This window comes from Amycolatopsis suaedae (assembly GCF_004214935.1).
Classification (GTDB): Bacteria; Actinomycetota; Actinomycetes; order Mycobacteriales; family Pseudonocardiaceae; genus Amycolatopsis; species Amycolatopsis suaedae.
The window spans coordinates 244,171-269,960 of sequence record NZ_SFCC01000007.1; the positions used below are offsets into that span (position 1 = coordinate 244,171).

Sequence of the window (25,790 nt, forward strand, 5' to 3'; positions counted from 1 at the left end):
AAGCGCTACGCGGCGCCCACCGGTGTGCCGAGCAGATGCTCCCGCCCCCACGCCCCCAGCGGCTCCAGTGCCTGGTTGAGCGACCGGCCCAGCGGCGTCAGCGAGTACTCCACCCGCGGTGGTACCTCGTCGTAGGCCGCACGATGCACCAGGCCGTCCGCCTCCAGCTCCCGCAGGTGCGACGCGAGCACCTTCTCGGTGATGCCCGGCAACGCACGCCGCAGCTCACCGAAGCGCACCGGCCCCGTACCCAGCACCCACAACAACGACACCTTCCACTTGCCGTCGATCAGTTCCAGCGCCGCGTCCGTCCCGCACTCGTCCGCCCCAGGCCTGCCCACCGCCACCGCCCTTTCCCCGCCGAAAGCACCCACTCCGAAGTGCGTACTTGTCCATCTCCACCAGCGGCGCGAGCCTAACCGGCATGACCGACACTTCCCCGCTGACGCTGCTCGGCCTCGGCGCCATGGGCAGCGCGCTCGCCTCCGCGTGGCTCACCGCCGGCCACGACCTCACCGTCTGGAACCGCACCCCCGGACGCACCGCGCCACACGCCGCCCGCGGCGCCGTCGTCGCCACCGACGTGGCCGACGCGGTCGCCGCCAACGGTCTCGTCGTCGCCTGCCTGCTCGACGACCGGTCCGTTCGCGCCACTCTCGACGGCGTGGACCTCACCGGCAAGGACCTGGTCAACCTCACCACCAGCAGTCCCGGCGAGGCACGGGCACTCGCCGAATGGGCCACCGCACGCGGCGCGCGCTTCCTCGACGGCGGGATCATGGCCGTACCGCCGATGATCGGCACACCCGGCGCGTACGTGTTCTACAGTGGCTCCGCCGAGGCGTTCGACGCCCACCGCGACACCCTGGCCGTCCCCGCCGCGACCAACTACGTCGGCGAGGACCCCGGATTCGCCGCACTGCACGACGTCGCACTGCTCAGCGCGATGACCGGCATGTTCGCCGGAGTGACGCACGCGTTCGCGCTGGTGCGCAAGGAGAACATTCCCCCACGCGACCTGGCCGGCCTGCTCTCCGGCTACCTCACCGCCATGACGGGCTACGCGCACGGCATCGCAGAGCACCTGGCCACCGGCGACTACACCGCCGGGGTCACGTCGAACCTGGCCATGATGACGCAGGGCAACGCCACCCTGCTGCGCACCGCCGAGGAACAGGGAGTCAGCCCCGAACTGCTCACCCCGTTCATGCGGCTCATGCGGCAACGCCTCGACGACGGCCACGGCGACGAGGGCACCACCGGCGTGGTGGACCTGCTGCTGCGCTGACCGGCAACTCTTACCCGGCTCTCACCACGATCGGCGAGGATCGGTGCATGACGAGCACCGTGCTGCTGGCCGACGACGACCGGGCCATCCGGGAATCGCTGGCACGGGCACTGGAACTCGAGGGCTACCGGGTGGTCACGGTCGCGGACGGCGGCGTCTGCCGGGTGCTGCGCGCCGAGGACAACCGGATCCCGGTCCTCATGCTGACCGCCCGCACCCGGACACCCGACCGGGTCGCCGGCCTCGACGCCGGTGCCGACGACTACCTGGTCAAGCCGTTCGAACGCAGGCAGCGCCGGACGGAGGTCGCCGCATGAACCGGGCACGTGTCGTGGCGATCGCCGTCGCGGTCGCATGCGCACTGGCCGCACTGATCCCCGCGGCCATCGAACTCGACCGGCAGGGCTGGGCCGAATGGACGAGCAACAGCACGTTCGGGAAAACCGCTGACCTCAGCGGTAGCCGACCCGCACCACCGGACCGTTGTCCGGCCGCTCCAGCCGCACCGGCTCCTGCCCCGGCCGCCACCGGCGAATGACCAGGGCGTTGCCCTCCACCGACGTCAGCACCACCTCGGTCAGGTCCAGCCGGAACAGGTGACTCGGCATGTCGTGGCCCTGAAGCCGGCGGACCTCCTCCGGATCGGTCACCTCCACCGCCACCCCGGCCAGCTTCGCGTCACCGCCGTCCTCGCCGGTCACGTCGGACGGATGCGCGTGAATCGCACACCGCCCGTCCCGGCGCAGGTCACGCGCCTTCACCGCGTCCAGCATCGACCCGACGAACAGATCCGGCCCGCGGAAATCGACCTCGCTGCCGCTCACCCGCGGGCTGCCGTCCGCGCGCAACGTCGCCAGCACGTGCGTCTCCGCCGCCGTGAACCGCGCCTTCACCACCGCCGCCAATCCGGCGGCCTCCTCCTCGAATGCCTGCCAGCTCACCATCCGGTCAGCATCGCACCCGACACCGACAGTCTCACGTTCCGTAGACGGGCTCCGGATCCGGCGCCTCCGCCAGCAACTCCGCCACCACCGGGCCCAGCTCCTCCGGCTCCCAGCGGGCACCCTTGTCCCGCACCGGGCCGTGCCGCCAGCCGCGCGCCAGCGACACCCGGCCGCCGTCGACCTCGAACACCCGCCCGGTCACCCCGGCGGACTCCTCGCCACCCAGCCACACCACCAGCGGCGACACGTTCTCCGGCGCCATCGCGTCGAACCCCGCACCGGGCGCGGACATCGTCTCCGCGAACGTCGCCTCGGTCATCCGGGTCCGCGCCGCCGGCGCGATCGCGTTCACCGTCACCCCGTAACGAGCCAGCTCCGCCGCCGCCACCACGGTCAGCCCGGCGATGCCCGCCTTGGCCGCCGAGTAGTTGCCCTGCCCCACGCTGCCCAGCAGGCCCGCGCCGGAACTGGTGTTGATCACCCGCGCCGCACGCGGCCTGCCCGCCTTGTGCTCGGCCCGCCAGTAGGCCGCGGCATGCCGCAACGGCGCGAAGTGCCCCTTCAGATGCACCCGCACCACGTCGTCCCACTCCTGCTCGGACAGGTTCACCAGCATCCGGTCCCGCAGGAACCCCGCGTTGTTGACGAGCACGTCCAGCCCGCCGAACTCCCGGACCGCCGTGTCCACCAGGTTCCGCGCACCCGCCCAGTCCGCCACGTCGTCGCCGTTGGCCACCGCCTGCCCGCCCGCCGCCTCGATCTCGGCCACCACGTCCGCCGCCGGCCCCGTCGAGCGGCCACTGCCGTCCAGGCCGGTACCGATGTCGTTGACCACCACCCGCGCACCCCGCGCGGCGAACGCCAGCGCGTGCGCCCGGCCCAGCCCCCGCCCGGCGCCGGTCACCACGACCACCCTGCCGCTCACCGGTTCACCCCCGCGGCGGCCAGGAACGCCGGCACCTCACCGCCGCCGTGCACGGCCAGCGTCGCACCGCTGACGTAGGAAGCCAGCGGGGAAGCCAGGAACACCGCACAGGCACCGACCTCCTCCGGTTCGGCCAACCGTCCCAACGGGACGGTCCGGCCCACCTCGGCCACACCCGCGGCGTCGCCGTAGTGCAGCTCCGAACGCTCCGTCCGCACCATCCCCACCGCCAGCGCGTTCACCCGCACCCTCGGCGCCCACTCCACGGCCAGCGACGCCGTCAGGCTGTTCAACCCCGCCTTCGCCGCACCGTAGGACGCCGTCCCCGGCGAGGGCCGCACCCCGCTGACACTGCTGACGTTCACGATCGCACCACCCGAATCCTGTTGCTGCATCACGGAGTTCGCCCACCGGGCCACGGTCAGCGGCGCCAGCATGTTCAACGCCACGACCCGATCGTGAAACCGCGGCGACGCCGTCGCGGCATCCGCGAACGGCGCGCCACCCGCGTTGTTCACCAGGACGTCCAGCCCGCCGTGCCGCTGCGCGACCGTCCCGACCAGCCGCTCCACCTGATCCGGCTCACGCACGTCGCAGGCGTGGAACTCCACATCGCCCGGTGACTCCGGAGGCGTGCGCCCGCAGGTCACCACCGTGGCACCGGCCAGGGTGAACGCCGAGGCGATCCCGGCACCCACCCCCCGGGTTCCGCCGGTCACGAGCACGACGGCGCCGTCGAGCCGCAGTTGCAGAGTCATCCGCAGACCTCCCGGGACCGCTGTCCGCCTGCTAACCTACCAAGCAAGTGCTAGGTTTGGCGAGAGGCGGACATGCCCATCATCACCGACCGACCCCAGCCCGGCGTCACCACCGTGACCGTGGACGAACCGCCGGTGAACGCCCTGACAGCACAGGGCTGGCTGGATCTCGCGGACGCCGTCACGACAGCCGGAACCGACCCGTCGTGTCACGTCGTCGTGCTGCGCGCGGAAGGCCGAGGGTTCAACGCCGGGGTCGATCTGAAGGAGATCCAGCGCGACAGCGGCTACGGCGCGCTGATCGGCGCCAACCACGGTTGCGCCGTCGCGTTCGCCGCCGTCTACGACTGCCCGGTGCCGGTGATCGCCGCCGTGCACGGCTTCTGCCTCGGCGGAGGAGTCGGGCTGGTCGGCAACGCCGACGTGGTCGTCGCCAGCGACGACGCCACGTTCGGCCTGCCCGAGGTCGACCGCGGCGCGCTCGGCGCGGCCACCCACCTGGCGCGGCTGGTCCCGCAGCACCTGATGCGCGCGCTGTACTACACGGCCAGCACCGTCGACGCCCACCAGCTGCACCACCACGGCTCGGTCTACGCCGTCGTGCCCCGCGCCGAGCTGGACGCGACGGCGCTCGAGGTCGCGGAACGGATCGCGGCCAAGGACACCAGGGTGATCCGCGCGGCCAAGCAGGCCATCAACGGCATCGACCCGCAGCCGGTGCACCGCAGCTACCGCTTCGAGCAGGGGTTCACGTTCGAGCTCAACCTGGCCGGCGTCGCCGACGGCGCACGGCAGCGATTCCTGGACGGTGAGAATGCCCGATAAGCGCATGACCCTGGACGAGGCCGTCGCCGAACTCCGCGACGGCATGACGATCGGCATCGGCGGCTGGGGCTCGCGGCGCAAACCCATGGCGCTCGTGCGGGCCATCCTGCGGTCCCGGCTGACCGACCTGACCGTCGTGTCCTACGGCGGGCCCGACGTCGGCCTGCTGCTGTCCGCGGGCCGGATCCGGCACCTGGTGTTCGGGTTCGTCACCCTCGACACCGTCGCCTACGACCCGTGGTTCGGCCGGGCACGCCAGTCCGGCGCCATCACCGTCACCGAGTACGACGAGGGCGTGCTCGGCACCGCGCTGTCGGCAGCGGCGCAACGGCTGCCGTTCCTGCCCACCCGCGCCGGGCTGGGCTCCGACGTCATGACGCTCAACCCCGGGCTGCGTACCGTCGTGTCCCCCTACGCCGACGGCGAGGAACTGCTCGCCGTCCCCGCACTGCGGCTGGACGCCGCGCTGCTGCACCTCAACCGAGCCGACGCCCGCGGCAACGCCCAGTACCTCGGCCCGGACCCCTACTTCGACCAGCTGTTCGCGCTCGCGGCGAACCGTTGCTACGTCTCGGCCGAGCAGATCGTCGGCACCACCGAGCTGACCGAAGGCGGCCCCCTGCAGAGCCTGCTGCTGCACCGCGGGCTCGTGCACGGCGTGGTCGAGGCTCCCCGGGGCGCGCACTTCACCACCGCCGTCCCGGACTACGACCGCGACGAACGCTTCCAACGGCACTACGCCGCCTGCGCCAAGGACCCCGAGCGCTGGCCGGAGTTCGCCGACCGGTTCCTCTCCGGCGGCGAAGCCGACTATCTGTCCGAAGTGGACAAATTCGAGGAGGAGGCGGCGTGAGCGAAGCCAGCCGTGCCGAGGTCGCCGCCGTGGCCTGCGCCGAACTGTTCCGCGGCGACGGCGAGATCCTGGTCAGCCCCATGGGCCTGCTGCCGTCGCTGGGCGCCCGGCTGGCGCGGCTGACGTTCGAGCCGGACCTGCTGCTGTCCGACGGGCAGGCCTGCCTGGTGACCGGCGACGCCGTCGTCGAGGGCTGGCTGCCGTTCCGCACCGTCCTGGACACCGTCGTGCCGCACGGCAGGCGGCACGTCGTGATGGGCGCCAACCAGCTCGACCGTCACGGCAACCAGAACATCTCCGCCATCGGCGAGCACGCCCGGCCGACCCGGCAACTGCTCGGGGTGCGCGGCGGACCGGGCAACACCGTCAACCACCGCACCAGCTACTGGGTCCCCCGGCACAGCACCCGCGTGTTCGTCGACCACGTCGACGTCGTCTCCGGTGTCGGCTTCGCCCGCGCCGCCGCGGCCGGGCAACGGTTCCACGACGTCCACCGGGTGGTCACCAACCTCGCGGTACTGGACTTCGGCGGCCCCGGCCACGCCCCGCGGCTGGTGTCGGTCCATCCCGGCGTGACCGTCGACGAGGTGCGTGCCGCCACCGGATTCGAACTGGACACCACCGACGTCGCCGAGACCCGGGCACCGACCGGCGAGGAACTGCGCCTGCTGCGGACGGTGCTGGATCCGAAGTCGCTGCGGGACAAGGAGGTCCCGGGATGAGGACCGCGCTGACCGAGCTGGCCGGCATCCGCCATCCGGTCGTGCAGACCGGGATGGGCTGGGTCGCCGGGCCACGGCTGGTCGCCGCGACCGCCGAAGCCGGCGGCCTGGGCATCCTCGCCTCGGCCACGATGACGTTCGACGAACTGGCCGCCGCCATCACCGAGACCAAGGCCCGCACCGGCGAACCGTTCGGCGTCAACCTGCGGGCCGACGCCGCCGACGCACCACGCCGCGTCGACCTGCTCATCGAACACGGCGTGCGGGTGGCCTCGTTCGCGCTGGCACCCCGGCCGGAACTGATCCAACGGCTGCGCGAGGCCGGCACGGTCGTGATCCCGTCGGTCGGCGCGGCACGGCACGCGGTGAAGGTCGCCGGCTGGGGCGCCGACGCGGTCATCGTCCAGGGCGGGGAGGGCGGCGGGCACACCGGCGGCGTGGCGACCACCCTGCTGCTGCCGTCCGTGCTCGACGCCGTGGACATCCCGGTGATCGCCGCCGGCGGGTTCTTCGACGGCCGCGGCCTGGCCGCGGCACTGTCCTACGGCGCGGCCGGGGTCGCCATGGGCACCCGGTTCCTGCTCACCAGGGAAAGCACCGTCCCCGACGCCGTCAAGCGGCTCTACCTCGATCATGGGCTCGACGGCACGGTGGTGACCAGGAAGGTCGACGGCCTGCCACACCGAGTCCTGCGGACCGAGCTGGTCGACACCCTCGAACAGGCCGGCCGGGTCCGCGCGCTGCTGGCCGCCGTCCGCAACGCCGCCCGGTTCCGGAAGCTGACCGGGCTGTCCTGGTCCGCGCTGGTCCGCGAGGGACTGGCGATGCGTGGCGAACGCACCTGGGCGCAGCTGGTGATGGCGGCGAACACGCCGATGCTGCTGCGGGCCGGGCTCGTCGACGGTGACACCGGCGCCGGGGTTCTGGCGTCCGGGCAGGTCGTCGGGCTGCTCGACGACCTGCCCACCGTCGCCGAGCTGGTGGAACGGATCGTGGGCGATGCCACGGAAATCCTGCGCAGGCTGGGTGCCGGAGCCGCCTCGCCCTGTGCTTGACTGCCCCCATGCAGCAGGACGGCATGTGTCTGGTCGACCACGGCGAGTTGCACGTCCGGCGGGCCGGTTCCGGCCCCGCGCTGCTGCTCGTCGCGGGCGGCCTGGGCGGGGCGTCCAGCTACCGGGCACTGAGCGCGCGGCTGGCCGACGAGTACACCGTGCTGACCTACGACCGCCGCGCCCACTTCGCCAGCACCGACCGGACGACCGGCCCGCTGACCGTCGCCACCCAGGCCGACGACGCCCGTGCGGTCATCGAGCACTTCGGCTTCGACCAGGCGCTGGTGTTCGGCACCAGCGCCGGCGCGCTGATCGGCCTGGACCTGGCGGCCCGGCACCCCGGCGTCGTCACCGGGCTGATCGCCCACGAACCACCCGCCGTCACCCTCCTGCCCGACGCCGACGAATGGCTGGACTTCGCCGACTACCAGGTCGAGCGGGCGGCCTCCGGTGACGTGTTCGGGGCGTTCACCGGCTTCGTCCAGTCGCTGGCCGGCGCCGGACTGCCCGACCTGCGGGCCGTCCGGCTGCCCAACCAGCGCGAGTGGGAAGTCCTGTTCGCCAGGGAGATCCGGGAGTTCTACGGCTACGAGCCGGACCTGCCCGCGCTGCGCAAGTCCGGCGTCGAGATCACCCCGGCCGCGGGTGAGGGCAGCCGCGGCTACTACCACTACCGCCCCGCCAGGGCGCTGGCCGTCGAGCTGGGCATGCCGTTCGTCGAGGTACCCGGCGCCCACCTGGCGCCCCAGCGCAACGCGCCCCGCTTCGCCGAGACCCTGAAGTCCCTGCTCGCCGAGCTGACCCCCTGACCGCCGGTCACCACGAACGAGGCCGCCCCGCCACCGGCCAAGGCCCCCAATGCCACATTGGGGGAGTTCAAGTACCCCAATGCCACATTGGGGACACGTGGCGTCGGGCGCCCGCGTGAGCGGCCCGTTCGCGCGAGTCGTCCGTTCCGGACCCGCGAGTTGTCCGTTCCCGCCAACCGGATCCCACTGACCGGCACTCCGGTTCCAGATCGTGAGATAGTGGGTCACGCGAAGCTCGTGAAGGCCACCATCACCACGTCACACGTAATGAAGGTGGCCTTCACGAGCTTGACCTCAGGCCCACGTCTCGCGATCCGGAACCGGCGCGCCGGACAGTGGAACCAGCCGGGCGGGAACGGACAACTCGCGGGTCCGGAACGGACGACTCGCGCGAGCGGGCCGGTCACACGGGCGACCAGCGCCACGGGAGCACCGGCGTCCACATCGTGAGTTCTGCGCTCACGCACGCAAGTTCTGCGTTCAGGAATGCGAGTTCTGCGGTCGGGACCACCGCCCACCCCGCTGGACACCGACTTTGCCGGGACCCTGACGTGTCACGTGGTGAAGGTGGCCTTCACGTGCTTTGACGACCAGCGGACTCGCGGCTCAGAGCTGACGGATCACGCGGGCCGGGTTGCCGACGGCCAGGACCTTCGACGGCAGGTCGCGGGTGACCACGCTGCCCGCGCCGACGACCGTGTCCTCGCCGATCGTCACACCGGCGCAGACGGTGACCCCGCCGCCGAACCACACGTTGTTCCCGATCGTGATCGGCGCCGCGCTCTCCCACCGCTGCCGCCGCGCCTCGTGGTCCTCGATGGGATGCAACGCCGTCAGCAACTGCACCCGCGGCCCGATCGACACGTCGTCACCAATGGTGATCTTCGCGCAGTCCAGCAGGATCGCGTCGTAGTTGAGGAAGCTGTTCGAGCCGATCTCGATGAGATAGCCGTAGTCGCACTGGAACCTCGGCATGATCCACGAACCCTCGCCCAGCTTGCCCAGCAGCGACCGCAGCAGCGTGTCACGCAGGCCGGTCTCCTCGGCGGACGTGGCGTTGAACCGGTCGATCAGCCCCTGCGCCCGGCGGCGCTCGGCGACCAGATCCGGATCGCTGTCCTTGTACAGCTCGCCCCGCAGCATGCGGTCCTTGTGCTCACCCATGTCACGACACTAGCTCGATGATCGTGACATTCGCCGTCCCGCCGCCCTCGCACATGGTGAGCAAACCGAACCGGCCCCGCCGCCGTTCCAGCTCGTGCAACAGCGTGGCCAGCAGCTTCGTCCCGGTGGCGCCGATGGGATGGCCCAGCGCGATACCGCCGCCGTTGACGTTGACCCGCTCCGGATCGGCCCCCGTCTCCTCCAGCCAGGCCAGGACCACGCTGGCGAACGCCTCGTTGACCTCGAACAGGTCGATGTCGGCCGCCCGCAACCCGGTGCGCCGCAACGCCCGCGACGTCGCCGGGATCGGCCCGGTCAGCATCCACACCGGGTCGGCACCGTGCACGCCGAGATGATGGATCCGGGCCCGCGGCGTGATCCCGTGCTCGGTGACGAACTCCTCCGACGCCACCAGCGCCGCACTCGCACCGTCGGAGATCTGACTGGCCACCGCCGCCGACAGCCGCGACCCCTCGCTCAACGCGGGCAGCGCCGCCATCTTCTCCAGGCTGGTGTCCGGCCGCGGCCCCTCGTCCCTGGTCAGACCCGCCACCGGCACCAGCTCGGCGTCGAACCGCCCCTCCCCGGCGGCGGCCACCGCCCGGCGGTGGCTGGACAACGCGAACTCCTCCATCGCCGCACGGGAGATGTCCCAGTGCTCGGCGATCATGTCCGCACTGCGGAACTGCGACACCGCCACGTCGCCGTACCGCTCACGCCACCCCGCCGATCCGCCGAACGGATCGTCGAAGCCGTACTCCCGTCCCGCCAGCATCGCCGCGCTGATCGGGATGGCGCTCATGTTCTGCACACCGCCGGCCAGCACCAGGTCCATCGTGCCGGACATGACGGCCTGCGCGGCGAAGTGCACCGCCTGCTGACTCGACCCGCACTGCCGGTCCACGGTCACCCCCGGCACGTGGTGCGGATACCCCGCGGCCAGCCACGCCGTGCGGGCGATGTTGCCCGCCTGCGGGCCCAGGGTGTCCACACAGCCGAAGATCACATCGTCGACCAGCGCCGGATCCAGGTCGTTGCGTTCCACGACCGCCCTGATCACCGCGGCACCCAGGTCCGCGGGATGCGTGCCCGCCAGCGCCCCGCCCCGCCGTCCCACCGGGGTCCGCACCGCGTCGATCAGGTAAGCCGTGCCCATCCGCTACCTCCGTTTCACCGGCCGCCGCCTGCTGGCGATGCCGTCGAGCAGGATCCCCAGGTACTGCTGTGCCACCGCCTCGGCCGACAACGCGCCACGCGGGTTGTACCAGCGCACCGCCACCCACACCGTGTCGCGGATGAACCGGTAGACCAGCTCCACGTCCAGGTCCGCGCGGAACGTCCCGTCCGCCACCCCGCCGGTGAGGATGTCGTTCCACAGCTTGCGGAACTCGGTGTTGCGCTCGTCCAGGTAGGAGAACCGGGGCAGCTTGGCCAAGTGCCCGGCCTCGTTCTGGTAGATCGCCACCTCGGCCGGGCGGCGGTGGATGGTGTCGAACGACGCCGTCACCACCGCCTCCAGCGTCTTGCGCGGCCCCAGGTCGGCGGCCACGATCTCGGCGTAGCGGCCGAACAGCTCGTCCAGGAACCCGGTCAGGATCTCGTCGGCCATCGACTCCTTCGAGTCGAAGTGGTGGTAGAGACTGCCGGACAGGATGCCCGCCTCGTCGGCGATGTCGCGCACGGTGGTCGAGACGAACCCGCGCTCGGCGAACAGCCGCGCGGCGATGGCGAGCAGCTCGGCACGCCGTCCGGTGGCGGGGGTGGGCTTGGCGTTCACGTCGGCTACCTCACGCATGCTGGCTGGACACGGACACGACCTCGCCGGTCAGGTAGGAGGCGTGGTCGCTGGCGAGGAACACGATGACATTCGCGACCTCCCACGGTTGCGCCGCCCTGCCCGCGACCGACGTCCGGGCCAGGTCCTCCAGCAGCTCCTCACTGGTGACCTTCGCCAGGAACGGATGGGTGGCCAGACTCGGCGCGACCGCGTTGACCCGGATGCCGTGCCGCGCGACGTCCACGGCGGCGCAGCGGGTCAGCGCCATCACCCCGGCCTTGGCCGCCGCGTAGTGGGCCTGCTCGGCCTGCGCCCGCCAGCCCACCACCGACGCGTTGTTGACCACCGCTCCCCCGCCACCCTGCTCGATCATCCGCCGCAGCACGGCGCGGGTGACCCGGAACGTCCCGGTCAGCGTCACGTCGACGACCCGGGACCACTCCTCGTCCGTCATGTCCACAATGGACCTGCTGCCGCCGAGACCCGCGTTGTTGACCAGCACGTCGATCCGGCCGAACCGCTCCACCGCACCCTCGACCAAGGCCGTCACGTCGTCCTCGGCGGTCACGTCGCAGGGCACCGCGTGCACCTCGCCGAGTTCCGCGGCCACCTCGGCCAGCCGCCGCTCGTGCCGGTCGCTGACGACCACCCGTGCGCCCTCCTCCACGCAGCGCCGGGCCACGGCCGAACCGATACCCGTACCGGCCGCCGCGGTCACCACGACCACCTTGTCGCGCAACAGATCGCGGCCGGCCGGATACGACGGAAGCGGGATCACGGGCGGTACCCCCTCGGCAGGCCGAGCACCCGCTCGGCGATGATGTTGCGCTGGATCTCGTTGGAGCCGCCGTAGATGGTGTCGGCGCGGCTGAACAGGAACAGCCGCTGCCACTCGTCCGCGTCCCCGCCTGCCGGCAGCGACGACGGCCCGCACACGGCCATGGCCAGCTCACCGAGGTCGCGGTGCCAGTTGGCCCACACCAGCTTCGACACCTCCGCCACGCCCGGCGCGGTGTCGCCCAGCGTGCGCACGGCGTGTGCCCGCATGACTTCCAGGCCCATCCACGCCCTGGCCAGCCGGTCGGCGATCACCGGGTCGTCGATGCTGCCGTTGGACCTGGCCAGCTCGGTGAGCGCGGTCAGCTCCCTGCGGAACCCGACCTGCTGCCCGAGCGTGGCGACGCCACGTTCGAACCCGAGCGTGGCCATGGCCACCGCCCAGCCCTCGCCCGGTTCGCCGACGACGAGATCGGCCGCGGTGCGGGCGCCGTCGAAGAACACCTCGTTGAACTCGCTGGTGCCGGTCAGCTGCCGGATCGGCCGGACCTCGACACCCGGCTGACGCATCGGCACCAGCAGGTAGGACAGCCCGCGGTGCCGCTTCGAACCCGGCTCGGTGCGGGCCAGCACGAAACACCAGTCGGCGACGGTGGCCAGCGACGTCCACACCTTCTGCCCGCGCAGCACCCACTCGTCGCCGTCCAGCGTGGCGGCGGTGGCGACGGCGGCCAGGTCGGAACCGGCGTCCGGCTCGGAGTAGCCCTGGCACCACAGCTCGTCGACCGCGACGATCCGCGGCAGGAAGCGGCGCCGCTGCGCGTCGGTGCCCAGCGCGATCAACGTCGGCCCGAGCAGCTCCTGCCCGACGTGACTGACCCGGGCAGGCGCGTTCGCCCTGGCGTACTCCTCGTGGAAGATCACCTGCTGCTCCAGCGTCAGGCCACGGCCACCGTGCTCGGCAGGCCAGCCGACACACGACCAGCCCGCCGCCGCCAGATGCCGGTCCCACGCCAGGCGCTCCTCGAACGCCTCGTGCTCCCTGCCGGGCCCGCCCAGGCCACGCAGCCCCGCGAACTCACCGGCCAGGTTGCCAGCCAGCCATTCCCGGATCTCACTGCGAAACTCGGCGTCCACCCCGGCTCCTCTGGTCAACGGCAGCGCTGATGCGTAGAGTACCCTACCAAGCACTTGCTAGGGAGCTGTCGTGGAAACGATTCCCGCCGCACTCGCCGACGCGGCGCAGCGGTTCGCCGGCACCGAGGCCGTCGTGGACGGGCCCGTCCGGCTGACCTACGCCGAGCTGGCGGCCCGGGTACGGACGTGCGCGCGGTTCTACGCCGCCGCCGGCGTCCGGCCGGGCGACCGGATCGTGCTGTGCTCGCCGAACACCCACCACTGGATCGTCGCCGCGCTCGCGGTGTCCTGGGCCGGTGCCACGCTGGTGCCGGTCAGCACCCGGTTCACCGGCCCGGAGATGCTCGACATCGTCGAACGCACCCGGCCCGCCGTGCTCGTCGTCGCCGGCCCCTTCCTCGGCGTCGACCGGCTGGCCGCGCTGCGCGAGGCAGGCGCCACGGACCTGCCGCCCGTGCTGCGCATCCCGGTGGAGGGCGAGCCGGAGCCGGAGCCGGGCGTCACCGAATGGGCCGACCTGGCCGGTAGCGAAGCCGAGGCCACCGTGGGACCGGAGGACGTCGCCGACATCCTGTTCACCTCGGGCACCACCGGCCGCAGCAAGGGCGCGATGAGCAGCCACGCCGCGACGCTCGGCGTGGCCCGCGCCTGGGCCGAACTGGGCGGGCTCGCCCACGGTGACCGCTACCTGGTGGTCAACCCGTTCTTCCACAGCTTCGGCTACAAGGCAGGCATCCTGGCCGCGCTGACCGCAGGCGTCACACTGATCCCGCAGCTCACCTTCGACCCGGCGGCCACACTGCGCCTGATCGAACGGGAACGCGTGACCGTGCTGCCCGGCGCGCCGACGATCTACCAGGTACTGCTCGATCACCCGGACCGGCCGGGCACGGACCTGTCCAGCCTGCGGCTGGCCGTCACCGGTGCGGCGACCGTGCCGGTGACGCTGGTCGAGCGCATGCGCTCGGAGCTGGGCTTCGACACCGTGCTGACCGCCTACGGGCTCACCGAGGCCGTCGTGGCCACCATGTGCCGTCCCGGCGATCCGCCGGAGACCGTGGCCACCACGTCCGGCCGTGCCGCGGCCGGGTTCGAGGTGCGGGTCGCGGCCGACGGCGAGATCCTGCTGCGCGGGCCCAATCTGATGCTGGGCTACCTCGACGACCCGGCGGCGACCGCCGAGGCGATCGACGCGGGCGGCTGGCTGCACACCGGCGACGCGGGCAGGCTCGACGAGCACGGCAACCTGACGATCACCGACCGCATCAAGGACATGTACGTCAGCGGCGGGTTCAACGTCTACCCGGCCGAGGTCGAGCAGGCCCTCGCCCGCCTCGACGGAGTCGTGGAGTCCGCGGTCGTCGGCGTCCCGGATGAGCGGCTCGGCGAGATCGGCCGGGTATATGTCGTTATACGCGACGGTGTCACGGTGTCCACTTCGGACGTGATCGGGCACTGCAAACGCTTGCTGGCCAACTACAAGGTGCCGCGGCAGGTCGAGTTCGTCGACAGTCTGCCGCGCAACGCGTCGGGCAAGGTGCTCAAACGCGAGCTGCGGAAAGGGGACGGCGGATGACGGTGCGCTACGAACGGCGGGGACCGGTGGCGCTGGTGACCATGGACCGGCCCGAGTACCGCAACGCGCAGAACTCCGCGATGACCTACGCGCTGGACGACGCGTTCACCGGCGCGGTCGACGACCCCGGCGTCAAGGTGATCGTGCTGGCCGGAGCAGGCGACCATTTCAGCGCCGGGCACGACATCGGCTCGCCGGGACGCGACGTCGACACCTCGTTCGACCGCAGGGCGGTGATGTGGTGGGACCACGCCGACCGCGACGGCGGCGACCGCCGGTTCGCCCGCGAGTCCGAGGTGTACCTGGGGATGTGCCGACGCTGGCGGGAGATTCCCAAGCCGGTGATCGCCAGCGTGCAGGGGGCCTGCGTGGCAGGCGGGCTGATGCTGGCCTGGACGTGTGACCTGATCGTCGCGGCCGACGACGCGTTCTTCGCCGATCCGGTGGTACGCATGGGGATTCCGGGCGTCGAGTACTTCGCCCACCCGTGGATGCTCGGCCCCCGCGCCGCCAAGGAGGTGCTGTTCACCGGCAAGCGGTTCTCCGCCGAGCAGGCGCTGGCGTGGGGCATGGTGAACCGCGTGGTGCCGCGGGCCGAGCTGGAAACCGCCACCCTGGAGCTGGCCGGGACGATCGCCGAGATGCCCTCGTTCGGGCTGGCGCTGGCGAAGAAGGCGGTCAATCAGGCCGAGGACCTGATGGGCATGCGGTCCGGAATGGACTCCGTGTTCGGCCTGCACCACTTCGCCCACGCGCACAACTCCGAGGTCTCCGGCGGCGATTCGCTGGGCGGGCAGGACGCCCGCAGCATGCGTGACGCCGGCAGGAGGGGCTGATGGACCTCGACCTGGACGCCGCGACGCTGGCGTTCCGCGACGAGGTGCGGGAGTGGCTGGCCACGCACGTGCCCACGCGGCCGCTGCCGTCGTTCGACACCGCCGAGGGCTTCGCCGCGCACCGCGAGTGGGAGTCGACGCTGGCGTCGGCCCGGCTGTCGGCCGTGACCTGGCCGGAGGTCTACGGCGGGCGGGACGCGTCGCTGGTGGCGTGGCTGGTGTTCGAGGAGGAGTACTACGCCGCGCGCGCACCGGGACGGGTCAACCAGAACGGCATCGCCATGCTCGGCCCGACACTGTTCGCGCACGGCACCGGCGAGCAACGCGAGCGAATCCTGCCGCCGATGACCGCCGGTGCGCAGATCTGGGCACAGGCCTGGTCCGAGCCCGACGCGGGCAGCGACATCGCCGCCCTGCGCAGCCGCGCCCGCCGCGTCGACGGCGGCTGGTCGGTGTCCGGGCAGAAGACCTGGAGTTCCCGCGCCGCGTTCGCCGACCGCGCGTTCGGCCTGTTCCGCACCGATCCGGAGGCCCGGCGGCACCGCGGCCTGTCCTACCTGATGGTCGACCTGCGCGCACCCGGCGTCACCGTGCGGCCCATCCCCCAGCTCGACGGCGAGACCGGGTTCGCCGAGATCTTCTTCGACGAGGTGTTCGTACCCGACGCCGACGTCATCGGCGAGCCGGGCGACGGCTGGCGGGTGGCGATGACCACGGCCAACAACGAGCGCGGCATGTCGCTGCGCAGCCCCGGGAGGTTCCTGGCGACCGCGAGGCGGCTGACCGAGCTGTGGCGGTCGAGTCCCCGCCGGGACGACACGGCGCTGGCGCAGCGGGTCGCCGACGCCTGGATCGGCGCGCGGGCCTACCAGCTGCACACCTACGCCACAGCCAGCAGGCTGGCGGCCGGTGGGACGCTGGGCCCGGAGTCCAGCGTCGGCAAGCTGCACTGGTCACGGCTGGACCTGCAGATGCACGAGACGGCGCTGGATCTGCTGGGCCCCGAGCCGTCGGCGGAGTGGACCGACGGCTGGCTGTTCGCGCTCGCCGGCCCCATCTACGGCGGCACCGACCAGATCCAGCGCAACACGGTCGCCGAACGGCTGCTGGGGCTGCCACGATGAGGTTCCTGCCGGAAGCAGAGCACGAGGCGTTCGCCGCCAGCCTGGACGCCTATCTATCCGATGTGGACGGTGAAGTGTGGCCTGGGCTGGTGAAACTGGGCCTGGTCGAGCTGGACGACGATCCGGTGGCGCTGGTCATGGCGTTCGAGCGGCTGGGTTTCCACGCGGTGCCGGGGCCGCTGGTGGACTCCGCCGCCGTGGCGCCCGCGTTGCGGCCGGGGGTCGCGCTGACCTCGGTCGCCGTGCCGTCGCTGGTCCCCTACGCGCTGGACGCCGACGTCGCCGAGGTGCGGCTGCTGGTGAGCCCGGACGGGCTGCGGACGTTCACCCCGGGCCGCCGCCTGCCGTCGGTGGATCCGTCGCGGTCACTGTTCGAGGTGATCCCGGGTGAGCCGGTGGCCGGGGAGCCGGACGTGCCGCGGGCGGTCGAGCTGGGGACGCTGGCCACGGCCGCGCAGCTGCTCGGGGCCGGGCAGTGGTTGCTGGAGACGTCGGTGTCCTATGCGCGGCAACGTGAGCAGTACGGCAGGCCGATCGGGCAGAACCAGGCGGTCAAGCATCTGCTCGCCGACGTGGCGACCGCGGTGGAGCTGGCCCGGCCGCTGCTGTGGGCCGCGGCGCTGACACTGGCGCCCCGCGACGTGTCGGCGGCGAAGGTGGCCTGCGCGGACGCGGCCTACCTCGCGGCGAGGACGGGGCTGCAGGTACACGGCGCCATCGGCTACACGGCCGAGCACCCGCTGGGGTCGCGGCTGACGAAGGTCCGGGCGCTGCTGACGTCCTGGGGCGATCAGGCGTTCCACCGGGCGCGGGTGCTGGAGACGTTGTGAGCGAGCTGGACGACCTGCGTGACACGGTGCGGGCCGTGCTGGCCAAGCACGACCAGCCGTGGGGACCGCTGTGTGAGCAGGTCGGTGTGGCCGGGCTGGGCGTGCCGGAGGAGTACGGCGGCGCGGGCGCCGGCCTGGCAGCCTGGCAGGTCGTCGCCGAGGAGACGGGCCGGGTGCTGTCGCCGGTGCCGTTCCTGGGCTCGGCGGTGCTGGCGGTCACGGCGGCGTCGGCCTGCGGCGCCGGTGAGGTGCTGTCGCAGTTGGCCGAGGGTACCGTCGGCTGTCTGGCGCAGGGTGGACTGCGGGCGTCGGGGTCCACTGTGGACGGTACGGCCACCCTGGTGCTGGACGGGGACACGGCCGAGATCGTGCTGGCCGCCGCCCGCGACGAGCACGGGGTGGGCCTGTACGAGGTCGACCCCGGCGTCCAGCGGCAGCACACGCCGGCCCTGGACGAGACCCGCGGCCTGGCGACGATCGAGTTCGCCGCGGCACCCGCCCGGCGGCTCGGCGACTTCGCCGCGGACACGGTACGCGACACCGCGTGCGCGGTGCTGGCCGCCGAACAGGCCGGATCCGCGGCCCGGGCGCTGGAGATCACCGTCGAGTACACCAAGCAGCGCACGCAGTTCGGCAGGCCGATCGGGTCGTTCCAGGCGCTGGCGCACCGGATGGCCGACCTGTACGTCCTGGTGGAGACCGCGCGCTCGATGGCTTACGCGGCAACCGAACCGGCGCTCGCGGCCGCCGCGAAGGCGTACTGCTCCGAGGCGTTCGCCACGGTCGCGGCGGAGATGATCCAGCTGCACGGCGGGATCGCCATCACCTGGGACCACGTGGCGCACCGCTACCTCAAGCGTGCCTACGTGGGGCTGGAACTGTTCGGGCCGCCGCGCGAACACCTGCGGCGGCTGCTCGGCTAGCGTGGTGATGTGGAAGATCCAGAACAGCTGCTGGCGGACATCCTCGACTGGGCCAAGACCGACGACCGGATCGTGGCCGTCGTGCAGACGGGCTCTCGGGCCCGCCGGGACGGCCGGGTCGACGCCTACTCCGACCTCGACATCGAGCTGATCGGGCCGGGCTGGCGCGAACTGGCGGCCGACCGGGAGTGGAGTGACCGGTTCGGCACCGAACTGGTGTCGGTGTCCACCGACCCGGAGCCCGAGCCCGAGGACGACGACTGGGCGTCGCGCCTGGTCGTCTACGCCGGCGGGCGCAAGGTGGACTTCACCCTGGCCGGGCCCGAACGCCTGAGCAGGCTGGCGGAGGGACTGGACGACCTCTACCAGCGCGGCTACGTCGTCCACCTGGACAAGGCCGGTGTCACGGCCGGGCTCGCGGCGCCCACCGGGGCGGCTCCGGTCCCGGCGCGGCCGACCCGCGAGGAGTTCGACGAGGCGCTGGACGAGTTCTGGTTCGAGGCCACGCAGATTCCGGTGTACCTGGCCCGCGGCGACCTGTGGGTGGTGAAGTTCCGGGACAACACCATGAAGGAGTTCCTGCTGCGGATGCTCCAGTGGTACGCCGCCACCGGCCCGTCGGGGCCGCCGGACGTCTGGCACATCGGCCACCACATGGACGAGTGGCTGCCGACGGAACTGTACGACCGGGTGCGGGCGTCGTTCGGGCACTTCGACGCGGCCGACAGCCTGCGCGCACTGCGGGTGACGACGGCGCTGTTCCGGGACGTCTCGGCCGAGGTCGCGGCCCGCTGCGGCTTCCCACCCCGCGCCGACCTGCCGGACAAGGTGGCCGCCCACATCGACGCCCTGGCCCGCTCCTTGCCGTGAAGGGGCCTCACGGCGTCTCATGCCCGGGCCCTGGTGAAGTCCGGGCGATCGGGCGTCCGGCGGTGCTACCAAAGGCACTTTGGTTGCGCGTTGCGCAACCAAAGTGCCGTTCGTAGCAGTGACGTTGACCCGATGTGGTCTCGTTCGGGGTGGCCGGTGGGGCTGCCGGGCGTGCTGGGTCCGCTGAGGCTGCCGCGCGGCGACACCTCCTGACTTCTGTCTTCCAGCCCACCCGCCAGGCAGCCGACTATGCCGTGAAAGCCCCCTTCACGGCATCGAGATCACGCGCCGACGCCCTCGCGGTAGCCTCTGGCTGACCCGATCGGCCTACCTGAAAGGCACCGTGGTGCAACGGAAACTGGCCATCACCGCCGCAGGCCTTTCGCTGGTCGCCGTGTGCTACGGGCTGGCCCGGTTCGCCTACGGACTGTTCGTGCCCGCGTTGCGCGAGGAGTTCCATCTCGACGGCGCGACCGCCGGGGTGATCGCCTCGGCCAGCTATGCCGGGTACTGCGTGGCCATCGTGGTGGCGTCGCTGGCCACCCAGCGCTGGGGCGCCCGGCCGGTCGCCGTCGCCGCGGGCATCGCCGCGACGGCCGGGACCGCGCTCATCGCCTCGGCGCCGACGGCCGCGCTGCTCGCCGTCGGGGTGGTCGTCGGCGGCTCCAGCACCGGCCTCGCCTCTCCCCCGCTGGCCGACGCCGTCGCCAAGTGGGTCCCCGCGCACCGGGCCGACCGGATCCAGGCCGTGGTGAACTCCGGCACCGGCGCCGGGGTGCTGGTCTCCGGGCCGGTCGCGCTGCTGGCCGACGACAGCTGGCGAGCCGCCTGGTGGGCGTTCGCCGCCATCGCCGCCGCCGTGACCGTCTGGATCGCGTTCGCCGTACCCGGCGGGCCCGCCGCCGTCACCCCCGGCTCGCGCACCCGGGTCCTGCCGCCCGGCGCCCCCCGGCTGCTGATCGCCGCGACCGCGCTCGGGGTGTCGAGCGCGGCGGTGTGGACGTTCGGCAGGGACGTGCTGGTCACCGAGGGCGGGGCCAGCGCGCTGACCTCGACGCTGGTGTGGATCGTGCTCGGCGCGGCAGGCATCCTCGGCGGGCTGGCCGGCGACCTCGCCACGAAACTGGGCACCGGACGGGCCTGGACGGCGACCATGGTCGCGCTCGGCGCGGCCACCGCCACGCTCGCGCTGGCCGCGGACCACGTCGTGGTGACCGTGCCGGCCGGCGCGGTGTTCGGCGCGTCCTACATCGCGCTCACCGGGCTGGCGCTGCTGTGGGCCACCCGCGTCTACGCCGAGCGGCCCGCGTTCGGTGTCGGCGCCGCGTTCCTGCTGGTCGCCGTCGGCCAGGCGGCGGGCGCGCCGCTGATCGGGCTGCTGTCGGACACCTACGGCCCGGTGACCGCCTTCCTCGTCGCCACCGCGGTCGCCCTGGCCGGCGGCCTGGTGCGACCGGCTAGAACCAGTCGTCCGGACGCGGCCACGACGGCAGACCCGGCCCCGCGTCCTGGGTGACGGTGTAGCGGCCGCGGTGGAACAGCAGCGGCCGGTCCGCCGACACCCCGCCCAGCGCTGTCACCCTGCCGATCACCACGTGGTGGTCACCGCCGGGGTGCACGGCCTCGACGGTGCAGTCCACCCAGGTCAGCGCCCCGTCCAGCAGCGGAGCGCCGGACGGTGCCGGCGTCCAGTCCACGGCGGCGAACTTGTCCGGCCCCGGCGCGCCGAACACGGCGCTGACCTCCTGCTGCCGCCCGGCCAGCAGGTTGACCGCGAACGCGCCGACCCGCTCGATCACCGGCCAGGTCCGGGACCGCCGCGCCGGGCAGAACAACACCAGCGGCGGATCCAGCGACAACGCGGCGAACGACTGGCAGGCGAATCCTGCCGGCTGCTCCCCGTCGTGTGCCGTCACCACGGCCACCCCCGTGCAGAAGTGGCCCAGCACCGCCCGGAAGCGGTCCGAGTCCACGGCCACCGGCACGACGCTCACTGCCGCGCACCCACCGAGAAGTCGTGGCCCCACAACGACACCGCGGTGCTCTCCCGCGCGATCCAGTTCTCGTCGTCGACCTGCCTGCCCTCACAGCCGAACTCGACGTCGAACCCGCCCGGCGTCTTCATGTAGAACGACAGCATCAGGTCGTTGACATGCCTGCCCAGCGTCGCCGACATCGGCACCTTGCGCCGCAGCGCGCGGTCCAGGCACAGCCCGACGTCGTCGGTCTCGCCCACCTCGACCATCAGGTGCACGATCCCGCTCGGCGTCGGCATCGGCAGGAACGCCAGGCTGTGGTGACGCGGGTTGCAGCCGAAGAACCGCAGCCACGCCGGCTCGCCGTCGGCGGGCCTGCCGACCATCTGCGGCGGCAGCCGCATCGAGTCCCGCAGCCGGAACCCCAGCACGTCCCGGTAGAACCGCAGCGACGCGGCATCGTCGTGAGTAGACAGTACGACGTGCCCGAGGCCCTGCTCGCCGGTGACGAACGTGTGCCCGTACGGGCTGACCACCCTGCGGTGCTGCAACGCGACACCGTGGAACACCTCCTGGGTGTTGCCGGACGGGTCGTCGAACTCGATCAGCCCGGTCACCGCACGGTCGGCCAGTTGCTCGGCGGTGCCCTCCTTGAACGGCACGCCCGCCGCCTGCAGCCGTTCCCGCACCTCGTCCAGCTCGGCCTCGTTGGCGGCCTCCCAGCCGGTGCGCGACAACCGGTCCTGCTCCCCCGGCTCGATCACCAGCCGCGCCGGGAAGTCGTCCATCCGCAGGTACAGCGCGTCGTCACGCAGTCCCTTGCCCTCGACCATGCCGAGGACCTTCAGCCCGAACACCCGCCAGGCGTCCACATCGGTCGCCTCGATCCGCAGGTAGCCCAGCGATCGGATACCCATGTCTCACCCCCGCAGGAAGTCGATGGCCAGCCGGTTGAACTCGTCGAACTTCTCCAGCTGCGCCCAGTGCCCACAGCCACCGAAGACGTGCAACCGCGCGCGTGGAATGCTCTTCAACGCCAGCAAGGCGCCGTCGAGCGGGTTGACCCGGTCCTCGCGGCCCCAGATCAGCAGTACCCGCTGCCGCAGCCGGTACGCCTCCCGCCACAGCATGCCCTGCTCGTAGCTGTCCGGCCGGGCGAACGACGCCCCCATGGCCCGCATGGCCGCCAGCGACTCGGGTGTGCTCGCCACGGCCAGCCGCTCGTCGATCAGCTCGTCGGTGACCAGCGACTGGTCGTGCACCATGATCCGCAGGAACGCCGCCATCCGCTCGCGGGTGGGGTCCTTGGCGAACGCCGACAGCGCCCGCACTCCCTCGGTCGGATCAGGGGCGAACAGGTTGAGGCTCACCCCGCCCGGTCCCATCAGTACCAGGCGGCCCGCGCGGTCGCGGTGGTCCAGCGCCAGCCGGACCGCCGCGCCACCGCCGAGCGAGTTGCCGACCAGGTGGGCCTTCTCGATGCCGAGCGCGTCCATCAGGCCGACGACGGCGTTCGCGCTGTGGGTGAAGTACTGCGGGTGCTCAGTGGGCTTGTCCGACCTGCCGAATCCGGGCTGGTCGACGGCGATGGTGCGGAACGCCTTGCCGAACACCGGCAGGTTGCGGCCGAAGTTGCTGTGCGCGGACGCCCCGGGACCGCCGCCGTGCAACAGGATCACGGTCTCGTCGTGCTCGGTTCCGGTCTCGTGGTAGTGCAGCCGCAACCCGGCCGCCGTCGTGACGAACTCGCTCATACCAGTCCACTTTCGACGGTCTGGCCGAACTCGCCCGCGCCGAACATCAGGTGGGCCCGCTCGGGATCGTTGGCCGCGTGCACCCGCCCGGCGTGCACGTCGCGCCAGAACCGCTGGATCGGTGTCCCCGCCCGCAGTGCCTTGCCGCCGGAGTTCTCGAACAGCCGGTCCACGGCGGCGATCGCCCGCTCGGTGCCGCGCACCTGGTCGCGGCGGACCCGCAGCCGGGTGGCGAACGGCAGCTTCTCGCCCGCGCACGCGAGCTGGTACAGCTCGTCGATGTTGTGGGTCAGCTGCAGCCACGCGGCGTCGATCTCGCTGGCCGCCTCGGCGATGCGTACCTTGGCGAACGGGTCCTCGTTGGCCTTCTCACCGGCGTAGGAGGCGCGGACCCGCTGGCGCTGGTACTCGACGTGCGCGTCGTAGGCGCCCTGTGCCATGCCGATGATCGGCGCGGTGATCGTGCTCGGGTGCACCGACCCGTAGGGCAGCCGGTACAGCGGGCCGGGGTTGACCTTCTGGCCCGGCGTCACGCACTTCGCGGTCGCGGTGAAGCTCAGCGCCCGGTGGGCGGGCACGAACACGTCCTCGACGACGATGTCGTTGCTGCCGGTGCCACGCAGCCCGACGGTGTCCCAGACGTCGACGATCGTGTAGTCGGCGATCGGCAGCAGGTAGGTGCAGAAGTCCACCGGCCTGCCGTCGGCGTCGAACGCCGGGCCGCCCAGCAGCACCCAGGTGCAGTGGTCGCAGCCGGAGGAGAAGCTCCACCTGCCGGACAGCCGGTAACCGCCGTCGACGACCGTCGCCTTGCCCATCGGCGCGTAGGACGACGAGACCAGGGTGTCGACGTCGTCGCCCCAGACCTCCTCCTGCGCCTTGGCGTCGAACAACGCGACGTGCCACGGGTGCACCCCGAGGATGGACGCCACCCAGCCGGTCGATCCGCAGGCCCCGGCGATCAGCTTGACCGCGGTGTAGAACGTCACCGGGTCGGCCTCGTCGCCGCCGTAGGGCTTCGGCTGCAGCAGCCGGAAGAAGCCCGTCTCGCTCAGTGCCTTGATCGACTCGTCCGGTATCCGCCGCAGGTCCTCGGTCTCCTGCGCCCGGTCCCGCAGCGTCGGCAGCAGCTGCCGCACCCGGGCGATGACACCGTGTTCACTCATGAACACGAGACTAGAACACGTTCTCGTTTTTGTCGAGTTCGCCCAGCGCAAGCGCGCTGTTTTCCCCTGCCCTGCGGCCGGAGAACACGCAGTCGGCCAGCGACAGCCCGCTGACGTAGGAACGAGAACAGATTCCCACCGCGGCCCGTCCGGCCGCGTAGAGACCGGGCACCAGACCACCACCGGCGGCCCGCACCTGGCCGGTGTCCTCGTCGACGGCCAGCCCCCCGAGGGTGAGCATCGGGCACGGGTAGCCGATGCTGGGCTTGATCGACAGGTCGATCAGCGCGTACGGCGGATTCTCCAGTGCCCGGACGAACTCGGCCGGCTTGCCGGCCGGGTCCGGCTCCCCCGCCGCGGCCGCCGCGTTGTGCGCGGCGACGGTGGCGCCCAGGCCGTCCGGGTCGACGCCGGCCTTCGTGGCCACCTCGGCCAGCGTGGCACCGGTGGCCCGGCCGCGCAGCAGGTAGCCGGCCTGCAGCCGCTGGAACCACTGGGTGTGCCCGCGTTCGTGATGCCGTGCCCGCGCCAGCGTCGCACTGTCCACCAGCAGCCACCCCCGCCCGCCGTGCCGGGTGACCATGGCCTCGCCGATGGCGGCGCCGTAACGGGACTCGTCGATGATCCGCCGCCCGTCCGCGTCGACGAGGACACCGCCGAGGAACGCGGCGGGCGGCGTCAGGAACCGCCACGCCGACACCCGGCCCAGCTCACCGGTGGCGGCGCCGACCTGCGCACCCATCCGGATGGCAGTGCCGTCGTCGGCGATCGTGCCCAGTGGCAGCCCGCCGCGGTAGGCGGGCGCGTGCTGCCGCATCAGCTCGCGGTCGGCGACGAACCCGCCGGTGGCGAGCACGACACCGCGCCGGGCGGTGATCTCGATCCGCTTGCCGTAACGGCGTTCCAGCGACTCGACCCGGCGGCGCAGCGTCTTGCGCAGGGCCGGAACGTAGAGGCCCGGCTTGGCCGCGTAGCGGGCGTAGTACCGGTGCGCGGCCCGCACCGGCGCGGGCGCTCCGGCCAGCGTGCTGGCCACCACGCCGGTCACCGCACCGTCCGGGCCGGTCAGCAGGCCGGTCAGCCGGGTGGCGGGCATGACCCTCGCCCGCGCGCGGACGGCCGCGGCCAGCGCGGCGAACAGGACCTTGCCCGACGTGCCGCGGCCGTGGGCGCGGTGCCCGCGGGGCGCGGGCGGCGCCGCGTCGCGGAACCCGCCGGACGCCTCGCTGCCCGAGTAGTACAGGTAGTGCCGGTTGCCGGGGTAGGACGTCTTCTCCGGACACAGGCTGGCCTCGAACGGCACGCCGTGGCCACGCAGCCAGTCCAGCATCCCGGCGCTGCCCTCGCAGAACCGGCGCAGCGTGGCGTCGGCGACCACGTCACCGACCTCCATGCGCAGGTAGGCCAGCATCGCCTCCGGCGTGTCGCCGATGCCGCAGGCCCGCTGCTCGGCGGTTCCGCCACCGGCGTAGACGACACCGCCGCTCACCGCGGTGGCGCCGCCACCGGCGAACCGGTCCAGTACCAGCACGTCGGCACCGGCGTCGGCGGCCTCGATCGCCGCACACGCGCCCGCGGCGCCGAACCCGACCACAATGACGTCCGCCCGCAGTTCCACACCCCGACTCTAGAACTGAAACACGTTCTCGTCTATGGTGACGAGCACGGCCAGGAACTGCACTCCAGCTTTCTGGAACACGT

The 25,790-nt window shown here is 72.3% G+C and carries 27 protein-coding genes and 1 pseudogene; 14 read left to right on the forward strand and 14 right to left on the reverse strand.

What is annotated here, in order from left to right; all coding sequences use genetic code 11:
* Positions 1 to 5: 5 nt before the first annotated feature.
* Positions 6 to 341 (reverse strand): winged helix-turn-helix transcriptional regulator, encoded by a 336-nt coding sequence (locus EWH70_RS15665; RefSeq protein ID WP_205669137.1) that lies wholly within the window; start codon positions 339 to 341, stop codon positions 6 to 8.
* 83 nt (positions 342 to 424) lie between these two features.
* Between EWH70_RS15665 and EWH70_RS15670 the strand changes: the two genes are divergently transcribed.
* Positions 425 to 1,288 (forward strand): NAD(P)-dependent oxidoreductase, encoded by an 864-nt coding sequence (locus EWH70_RS15670; RefSeq protein WP_130476123.1) that lies wholly within the window; start codon positions 425 to 427, stop codon positions 1,286 to 1,288.
* Between the two features lie 47 nt (positions 1,289 to 1,335).
* Positions 1,336 to 1,572 (forward strand): annotated as a pseudogene (locus tag EWH70_RS15675) (response regulator); the annotation flags it as partial.
* A gap of 168 nt (positions 1,573 to 1,740) precedes the next feature.
* Here EWH70_RS15675 and EWH70_RS15680 read toward each other — a convergent pair.
* Genes EWH70_RS15680 through EWH70_RS15690 form a run of 3 tightly spaced genes read right to left on the reverse strand, consistent with a single transcriptional unit; the run spans position 1,741 to position 3,915 of the window.
* Positions 1,741 to 2,232 (reverse strand): pyridoxamine 5'-phosphate oxidase family protein, encoded by a 492-nt coding sequence (locus tag EWH70_RS15680; protein ID WP_130476124.1) that lies wholly within the window; start codon positions 2,230 to 2,232, stop codon positions 1,741 to 1,743.
* A 31-nt stretch (positions 2,233 to 2,263) separates the two neighbouring features.
* Complete coding sequence (locus EWH70_RS15685; RefSeq protein WP_130476125.1) at positions 2,264 to 3,157, reverse strand: SDR family oxidoreductase; 894 nt, start codon at positions 3,155 to 3,157, stop codon at positions 2,264 to 2,266.
* On the reverse strand, positions 3,154 to 3,915 hold the full coding sequence (locus EWH70_RS15690; RefSeq protein ID WP_130476126.1) for an SDR family oxidoreductase: 762 nt from the start codon (positions 3,913 to 3,915) through the stop codon (positions 3,154 to 3,156). The genes EWH70_RS15685 and EWH70_RS15690 overlap by 4 nt, the downstream gene beginning before the upstream one ends.
* A gap of 72 nt (positions 3,916 to 3,987) precedes the next feature.
* Here EWH70_RS15690 and EWH70_RS15695 point away from each other — a divergent pair, with 72 nt between their 5' ends.
* Genes EWH70_RS15695 through EWH70_RS15715 form a run of 5 tightly spaced genes read left to right on the forward strand, consistent with a single transcriptional unit; the run spans position 3,988 to position 8,179 of the window.
* On the forward strand, positions 3,988 to 4,740 hold the full coding sequence (locus EWH70_RS15695; protein ID WP_130476127.1) for an enoyl-CoA hydratase family protein: 753 nt from the start codon (positions 3,988 to 3,990) through the stop codon (positions 4,738 to 4,740).
* Entirely contained in the window at positions 4,730 to 5,593 is an 864-nt protein-coding gene (locus EWH70_RS15700) for a CoA transferase subunit A (protein ID WP_130476128.1), read from the forward strand. The genes EWH70_RS15695 and EWH70_RS15700 overlap by 11 nt, the downstream gene beginning before the upstream one ends.
* Entirely contained in the window at positions 5,590 to 6,315 is a 726-nt protein-coding gene (locus EWH70_RS15705; protein WP_130476129.1) for a CoA-transferase subunit beta, read from the forward strand. The genes EWH70_RS15700 and EWH70_RS15705 overlap by 4 nt, the downstream gene beginning before the upstream one ends.
* A complete protein-coding gene (locus tag EWH70_RS15710) occupies positions 6,312 to 7,370 on the forward strand; it encodes an NAD(P)H-dependent flavin oxidoreductase (RefSeq protein WP_130476130.1) in 1,059 nt (352 codons plus the stop codon). The genes EWH70_RS15705 and EWH70_RS15710 overlap by 4 nt, the downstream gene beginning before the upstream one ends.
* An 8-nt stretch (positions 7,371 to 7,378) precedes the next feature.
* Positions 7,379 to 8,179, forward strand: coding sequence for an alpha/beta hydrolase (locus EWH70_RS15715; RefSeq protein ID WP_130476131.1), 801 nt, complete (start codon positions 7,379 to 7,381; stop codon positions 8,177 to 8,179).
* Between the two features lie 606 nt (positions 8,180 to 8,785).
* On the opposite strand, the gene EWH70_RS15720 is transcribed toward EWH70_RS15715, so the two are convergent.
* The 5 genes from EWH70_RS15720 to EWH70_RS15740 are packed head-to-tail and all read right to left on the reverse strand — an operon-like array spanning position 8,786 to position 13,034.
* Positions 8,786 to 9,343 (reverse strand): sugar O-acetyltransferase, encoded by a 558-nt coding sequence (locus tag EWH70_RS15720; protein ID WP_130476132.1) that lies wholly within the window; start codon positions 9,341 to 9,343, stop codon positions 8,786 to 8,788.
* Between the two features lies 1 nt (position 9,344).
* Positions 9,345 to 10,499: an acetyl-CoA C-acetyltransferase gene (locus EWH70_RS15725; RefSeq protein WP_130476133.1), complete on the reverse strand. Its 1,155-nt coding sequence runs from the start codon at positions 10,497 to 10,499 to the stop codon at positions 9,345 to 9,347.
* 3 nt (positions 10,500 to 10,502) lie between these two features.
* The gene (locus EWH70_RS15730; protein ID WP_130476134.1) at positions 10,503 to 11,138 is read right to left on the reverse strand and encodes a TetR/AcrR family transcriptional regulator; all 636 of its coding nucleotides are present in this window, start codon (positions 11,136 to 11,138) and stop codon (positions 10,503 to 10,505) included.
* Positions 11,131 to 11,898: an SDR family oxidoreductase gene (locus EWH70_RS15735; protein ID WP_130476135.1), complete on the reverse strand. Its 768-nt coding sequence runs from the start codon at positions 11,896 to 11,898 to the stop codon at positions 11,131 to 11,133. The genes EWH70_RS15730 and EWH70_RS15735 overlap by 8 nt, the downstream gene beginning before the upstream one ends.
* Positions 11,895 to 13,034 carry an acyl-CoA dehydrogenase family protein gene (locus EWH70_RS15740; protein WP_130476136.1) on the reverse strand — a complete coding sequence of 380 codons (1,140 nt, stop codon included), beginning with the start codon at positions 13,032 to 13,034 and terminating at the stop codon, positions 11,895 to 11,897. Before EWH70_RS15740 ends, EWH70_RS15735 begins: the two co-directional genes overlap by 4 nt.
* A gap of 70 nt (positions 13,035 to 13,104) precedes the next feature.
* Here EWH70_RS15740 and EWH70_RS15745 point away from each other — a divergent pair, with 70 nt between their 5' ends.
* The 7 genes from EWH70_RS15745 (at position 13,105) to EWH70_RS15775 (ending at position 20,709) form a co-directional block, all read left to right on the forward strand.
* On the forward strand, positions 13,105 to 14,610 hold the full coding sequence (locus tag EWH70_RS15745; protein WP_130476137.1) for a FadD3 family acyl-CoA ligase: 1,506 nt from the start codon (positions 13,105 to 13,107) through the stop codon (positions 14,608 to 14,610).
* The gene (locus EWH70_RS15750; RefSeq protein WP_130476138.1) at positions 14,607 to 15,446 is read left to right on the forward strand and encodes an enoyl-CoA hydratase; all 840 of its coding nucleotides are present in this window, start codon (positions 14,607 to 14,609) and stop codon (positions 15,444 to 15,446) included. Before EWH70_RS15745 ends, EWH70_RS15750 begins: the two co-directional genes overlap by 4 nt.
* The gene (locus tag EWH70_RS15755; protein ID WP_130476139.1) at positions 15,446 to 16,570 is read left to right on the forward strand and encodes an acyl-CoA dehydrogenase family protein; all 1,125 of its coding nucleotides are present in this window, start codon (positions 15,446 to 15,448) and stop codon (positions 16,568 to 16,570) included. The genes EWH70_RS15750 and EWH70_RS15755 overlap by 1 nt, the downstream gene beginning before the upstream one ends.
* Positions 16,567 to 17,400, forward strand: a complete 834-nt coding sequence (locus EWH70_RS15760; RefSeq protein ID WP_130476140.1) for an acyl-CoA dehydrogenase family protein — start codon at positions 16,567 to 16,569, stop codon at positions 17,398 to 17,400. The genes EWH70_RS15755 and EWH70_RS15760 overlap by 4 nt, the downstream gene beginning before the upstream one ends.
* Positions 17,397 to 18,323, forward strand: coding sequence for an acyl-CoA dehydrogenase family protein (locus tag EWH70_RS15765; protein ID WP_130476141.1), 927 nt, complete (start codon positions 17,397 to 17,399; stop codon positions 18,321 to 18,323). Before EWH70_RS15760 ends, EWH70_RS15765 begins: the two co-directional genes overlap by 4 nt.
* A gap of 9 nt (positions 18,324 to 18,332) precedes the next feature.
* Positions 18,333 to 19,193 carry an aminoglycoside 6-adenylyltransferase gene (locus EWH70_RS15770; protein WP_130476142.1) on the forward strand — a complete coding sequence of 287 codons (861 nt, stop codon included), beginning with the start codon at positions 18,333 to 18,335 and terminating at the stop codon, positions 19,191 to 19,193.
* 343 nt (positions 19,194 to 19,536) lie between these two features.
* Positions 19,537 to 20,709: an MFS transporter gene (locus EWH70_RS15775; protein ID WP_240687001.1), complete on the forward strand. Its 1,173-nt coding sequence runs from the start codon at positions 19,537 to 19,539 to the stop codon at positions 20,707 to 20,709.
* On the opposite strand, the gene hsaB is transcribed toward EWH70_RS15775, so the two are convergent.
* The 5 genes from hsaB to EWH70_RS15800 are packed head-to-tail and all read right to left on the reverse strand — an operon-like array spanning position 20,651 to position 25,707.
* Positions 20,651 to 21,187 (reverse strand): 3-hydroxy-9,10-secoandrosta-1,3,5(10)-triene-9,17-dione monooxygenase reductase subunit, encoded by a 537-nt coding sequence (gene hsaB / locus EWH70_RS15780; protein ID WP_240687002.1) that lies wholly within the window; start codon positions 21,185 to 21,187, stop codon positions 20,651 to 20,653. The genes EWH70_RS15775 and hsaB overlap by 59 nt on opposite strands.
* On the reverse strand, positions 21,184 to 22,086 hold the full coding sequence (hsaC, locus tag EWH70_RS15785) for an iron-dependent extradiol dioxygenase HsaC (RefSeq protein WP_130476144.1): 903 nt from the start codon (positions 22,084 to 22,086) through the stop codon (positions 21,184 to 21,186). The genes hsaB and hsaC overlap by 4 nt, the downstream gene beginning before the upstream one ends.
* 3 nt (positions 22,087 to 22,089) lie before the next feature.
* Positions 22,090 to 22,923 carry a 4,5:9,10-diseco-3-hydroxy-5,9,17-trioxoandrosta-1(10),2-diene-4-oate hydrolase gene (gene hsaD / locus EWH70_RS15790; protein ID WP_130476145.1) on the reverse strand — a complete coding sequence of 278 codons (834 nt, stop codon included), beginning with the start codon at positions 22,921 to 22,923 and terminating at the stop codon, positions 22,090 to 22,092.
* Entirely contained in the window at positions 22,920 to 24,089 is a 1,170-nt protein-coding gene (hsaA, locus tag EWH70_RS15795; RefSeq protein ID WP_130476146.1) for a 3-hydroxy-9,10-secoandrosta-1,3,5(10)-triene-9,17-dione monooxygenase oxygenase subunit, read from the reverse strand. Before hsaA ends, hsaD begins: the two co-directional genes overlap by 4 nt.
* Before the next feature lie 10 nt (positions 24,090 to 24,099).
* Complete coding sequence (locus EWH70_RS15800; RefSeq protein ID WP_130476147.1) at positions 24,100 to 25,707, reverse strand: FAD-binding protein; 1,608 nt, start codon at positions 25,705 to 25,707, stop codon at positions 24,100 to 24,102.
* Between the last annotated feature and the right edge of the window lie 83 nt (positions 25,708 to 25,790).

Excerpts from the sequence above, each read along its gene's own strand:
- EWH70_RS15680 (WP_130476124.1), bottom strand. The coding sequence starts at position 2,232 with ATGGTGAGCTGGCAGGCATTCGAGGAGGAGGCCGCCGGATTGGCGGCG.
- EWH70_RS15715 (WP_130476131.1), top strand. The coding sequence starts at position 7,379 with ATGCAGCAGGACGGCATGTGTCTGGTCGACCACGGCGAGTTGCACGTC.
- EWH70_RS15760 (WP_130476140.1), top strand. The coding sequence starts at position 16,567 with ATGAGGTTCCTGCCGGAAGCAGAGCACGAGGCGTTCGCCGCCAGCCTG.
- EWH70_RS15720 (WP_130476132.1), bottom strand. The coding sequence starts at position 9,343 with ATGGGTGAGCACAAGGACCGCATGCTGCGGGGCGAGCTGTACAAGGAC.
- EWH70_RS15710 (WP_130476130.1), top strand. The coding sequence starts at position 6,312 with ATGAGGACCGCGCTGACCGAGCTGGCCGGCATCCGCCATCCGGTCGTG.
- EWH70_RS15750 (WP_130476138.1), top strand. The coding sequence starts at position 14,607 with ATGACGGTGCGCTACGAACGGCGGGGACCGGTGGCGCTGGTGACCATG.
- EWH70_RS15725 (WP_130476133.1), bottom strand. The coding sequence starts at position 10,499 with ATGGGCACGGCTTACCTGATCGACGCGGTGCGGACCCCGGTGGGACGG.
- EWH70_RS15690 (WP_130476126.1), bottom strand. The coding sequence starts at position 3,915 with ATGACTCTGCAACTGCGGCTCGACGGCGCCGTCGTGCTCGTGACCGGC.
- hsaD (WP_130476145.1), bottom strand. The coding sequence starts at position 22,923 with ATGAGCGAGTTCGTCACGACGGCGGCCGGGTTGCGGCTGCACTACCAC.
- EWH70_RS15700 (WP_130476128.1), top strand. The coding sequence starts at position 4,730 with ATGCCCGATAAGCGCATGACCCTGGACGAGGCCGTCGCCGAACTCCGC.
- hsaA (WP_130476146.1), bottom strand. The coding sequence starts at position 24,089 with ATGAGTGAACACGGTGTCATCGCCCGGGTGCGGCAGCTGCTGCCGACG.
- EWH70_RS15755 (WP_130476139.1), top strand. The coding sequence starts at position 15,446 with ATGGACCTCGACCTGGACGCCGCGACGCTGGCGTTCCGCGACGAGGTG.
- EWH70_RS15670 (WP_130476123.1), top strand. The coding sequence starts at position 425 with ATGACCGACACTTCCCCGCTGACGCTGCTCGGCCTCGGCGCCATGGGC.
- hsaC (WP_130476144.1), bottom strand. The coding sequence starts at position 22,086 with ATGGGTATCCGATCGCTGGGCTACCTGCGGATCGAGGCGACCGATGTG.
- EWH70_RS15730 (WP_130476134.1), bottom strand. The coding sequence starts at position 11,138 with ATGCGTGAGGTAGCCGACGTGAACGCCAAGCCCACCCCCGCCACCGGA.
- EWH70_RS15695 (WP_130476127.1), top strand. The coding sequence starts at position 3,988 with ATGCCCATCATCACCGACCGACCCCAGCCCGGCGTCACCACCGTGACC.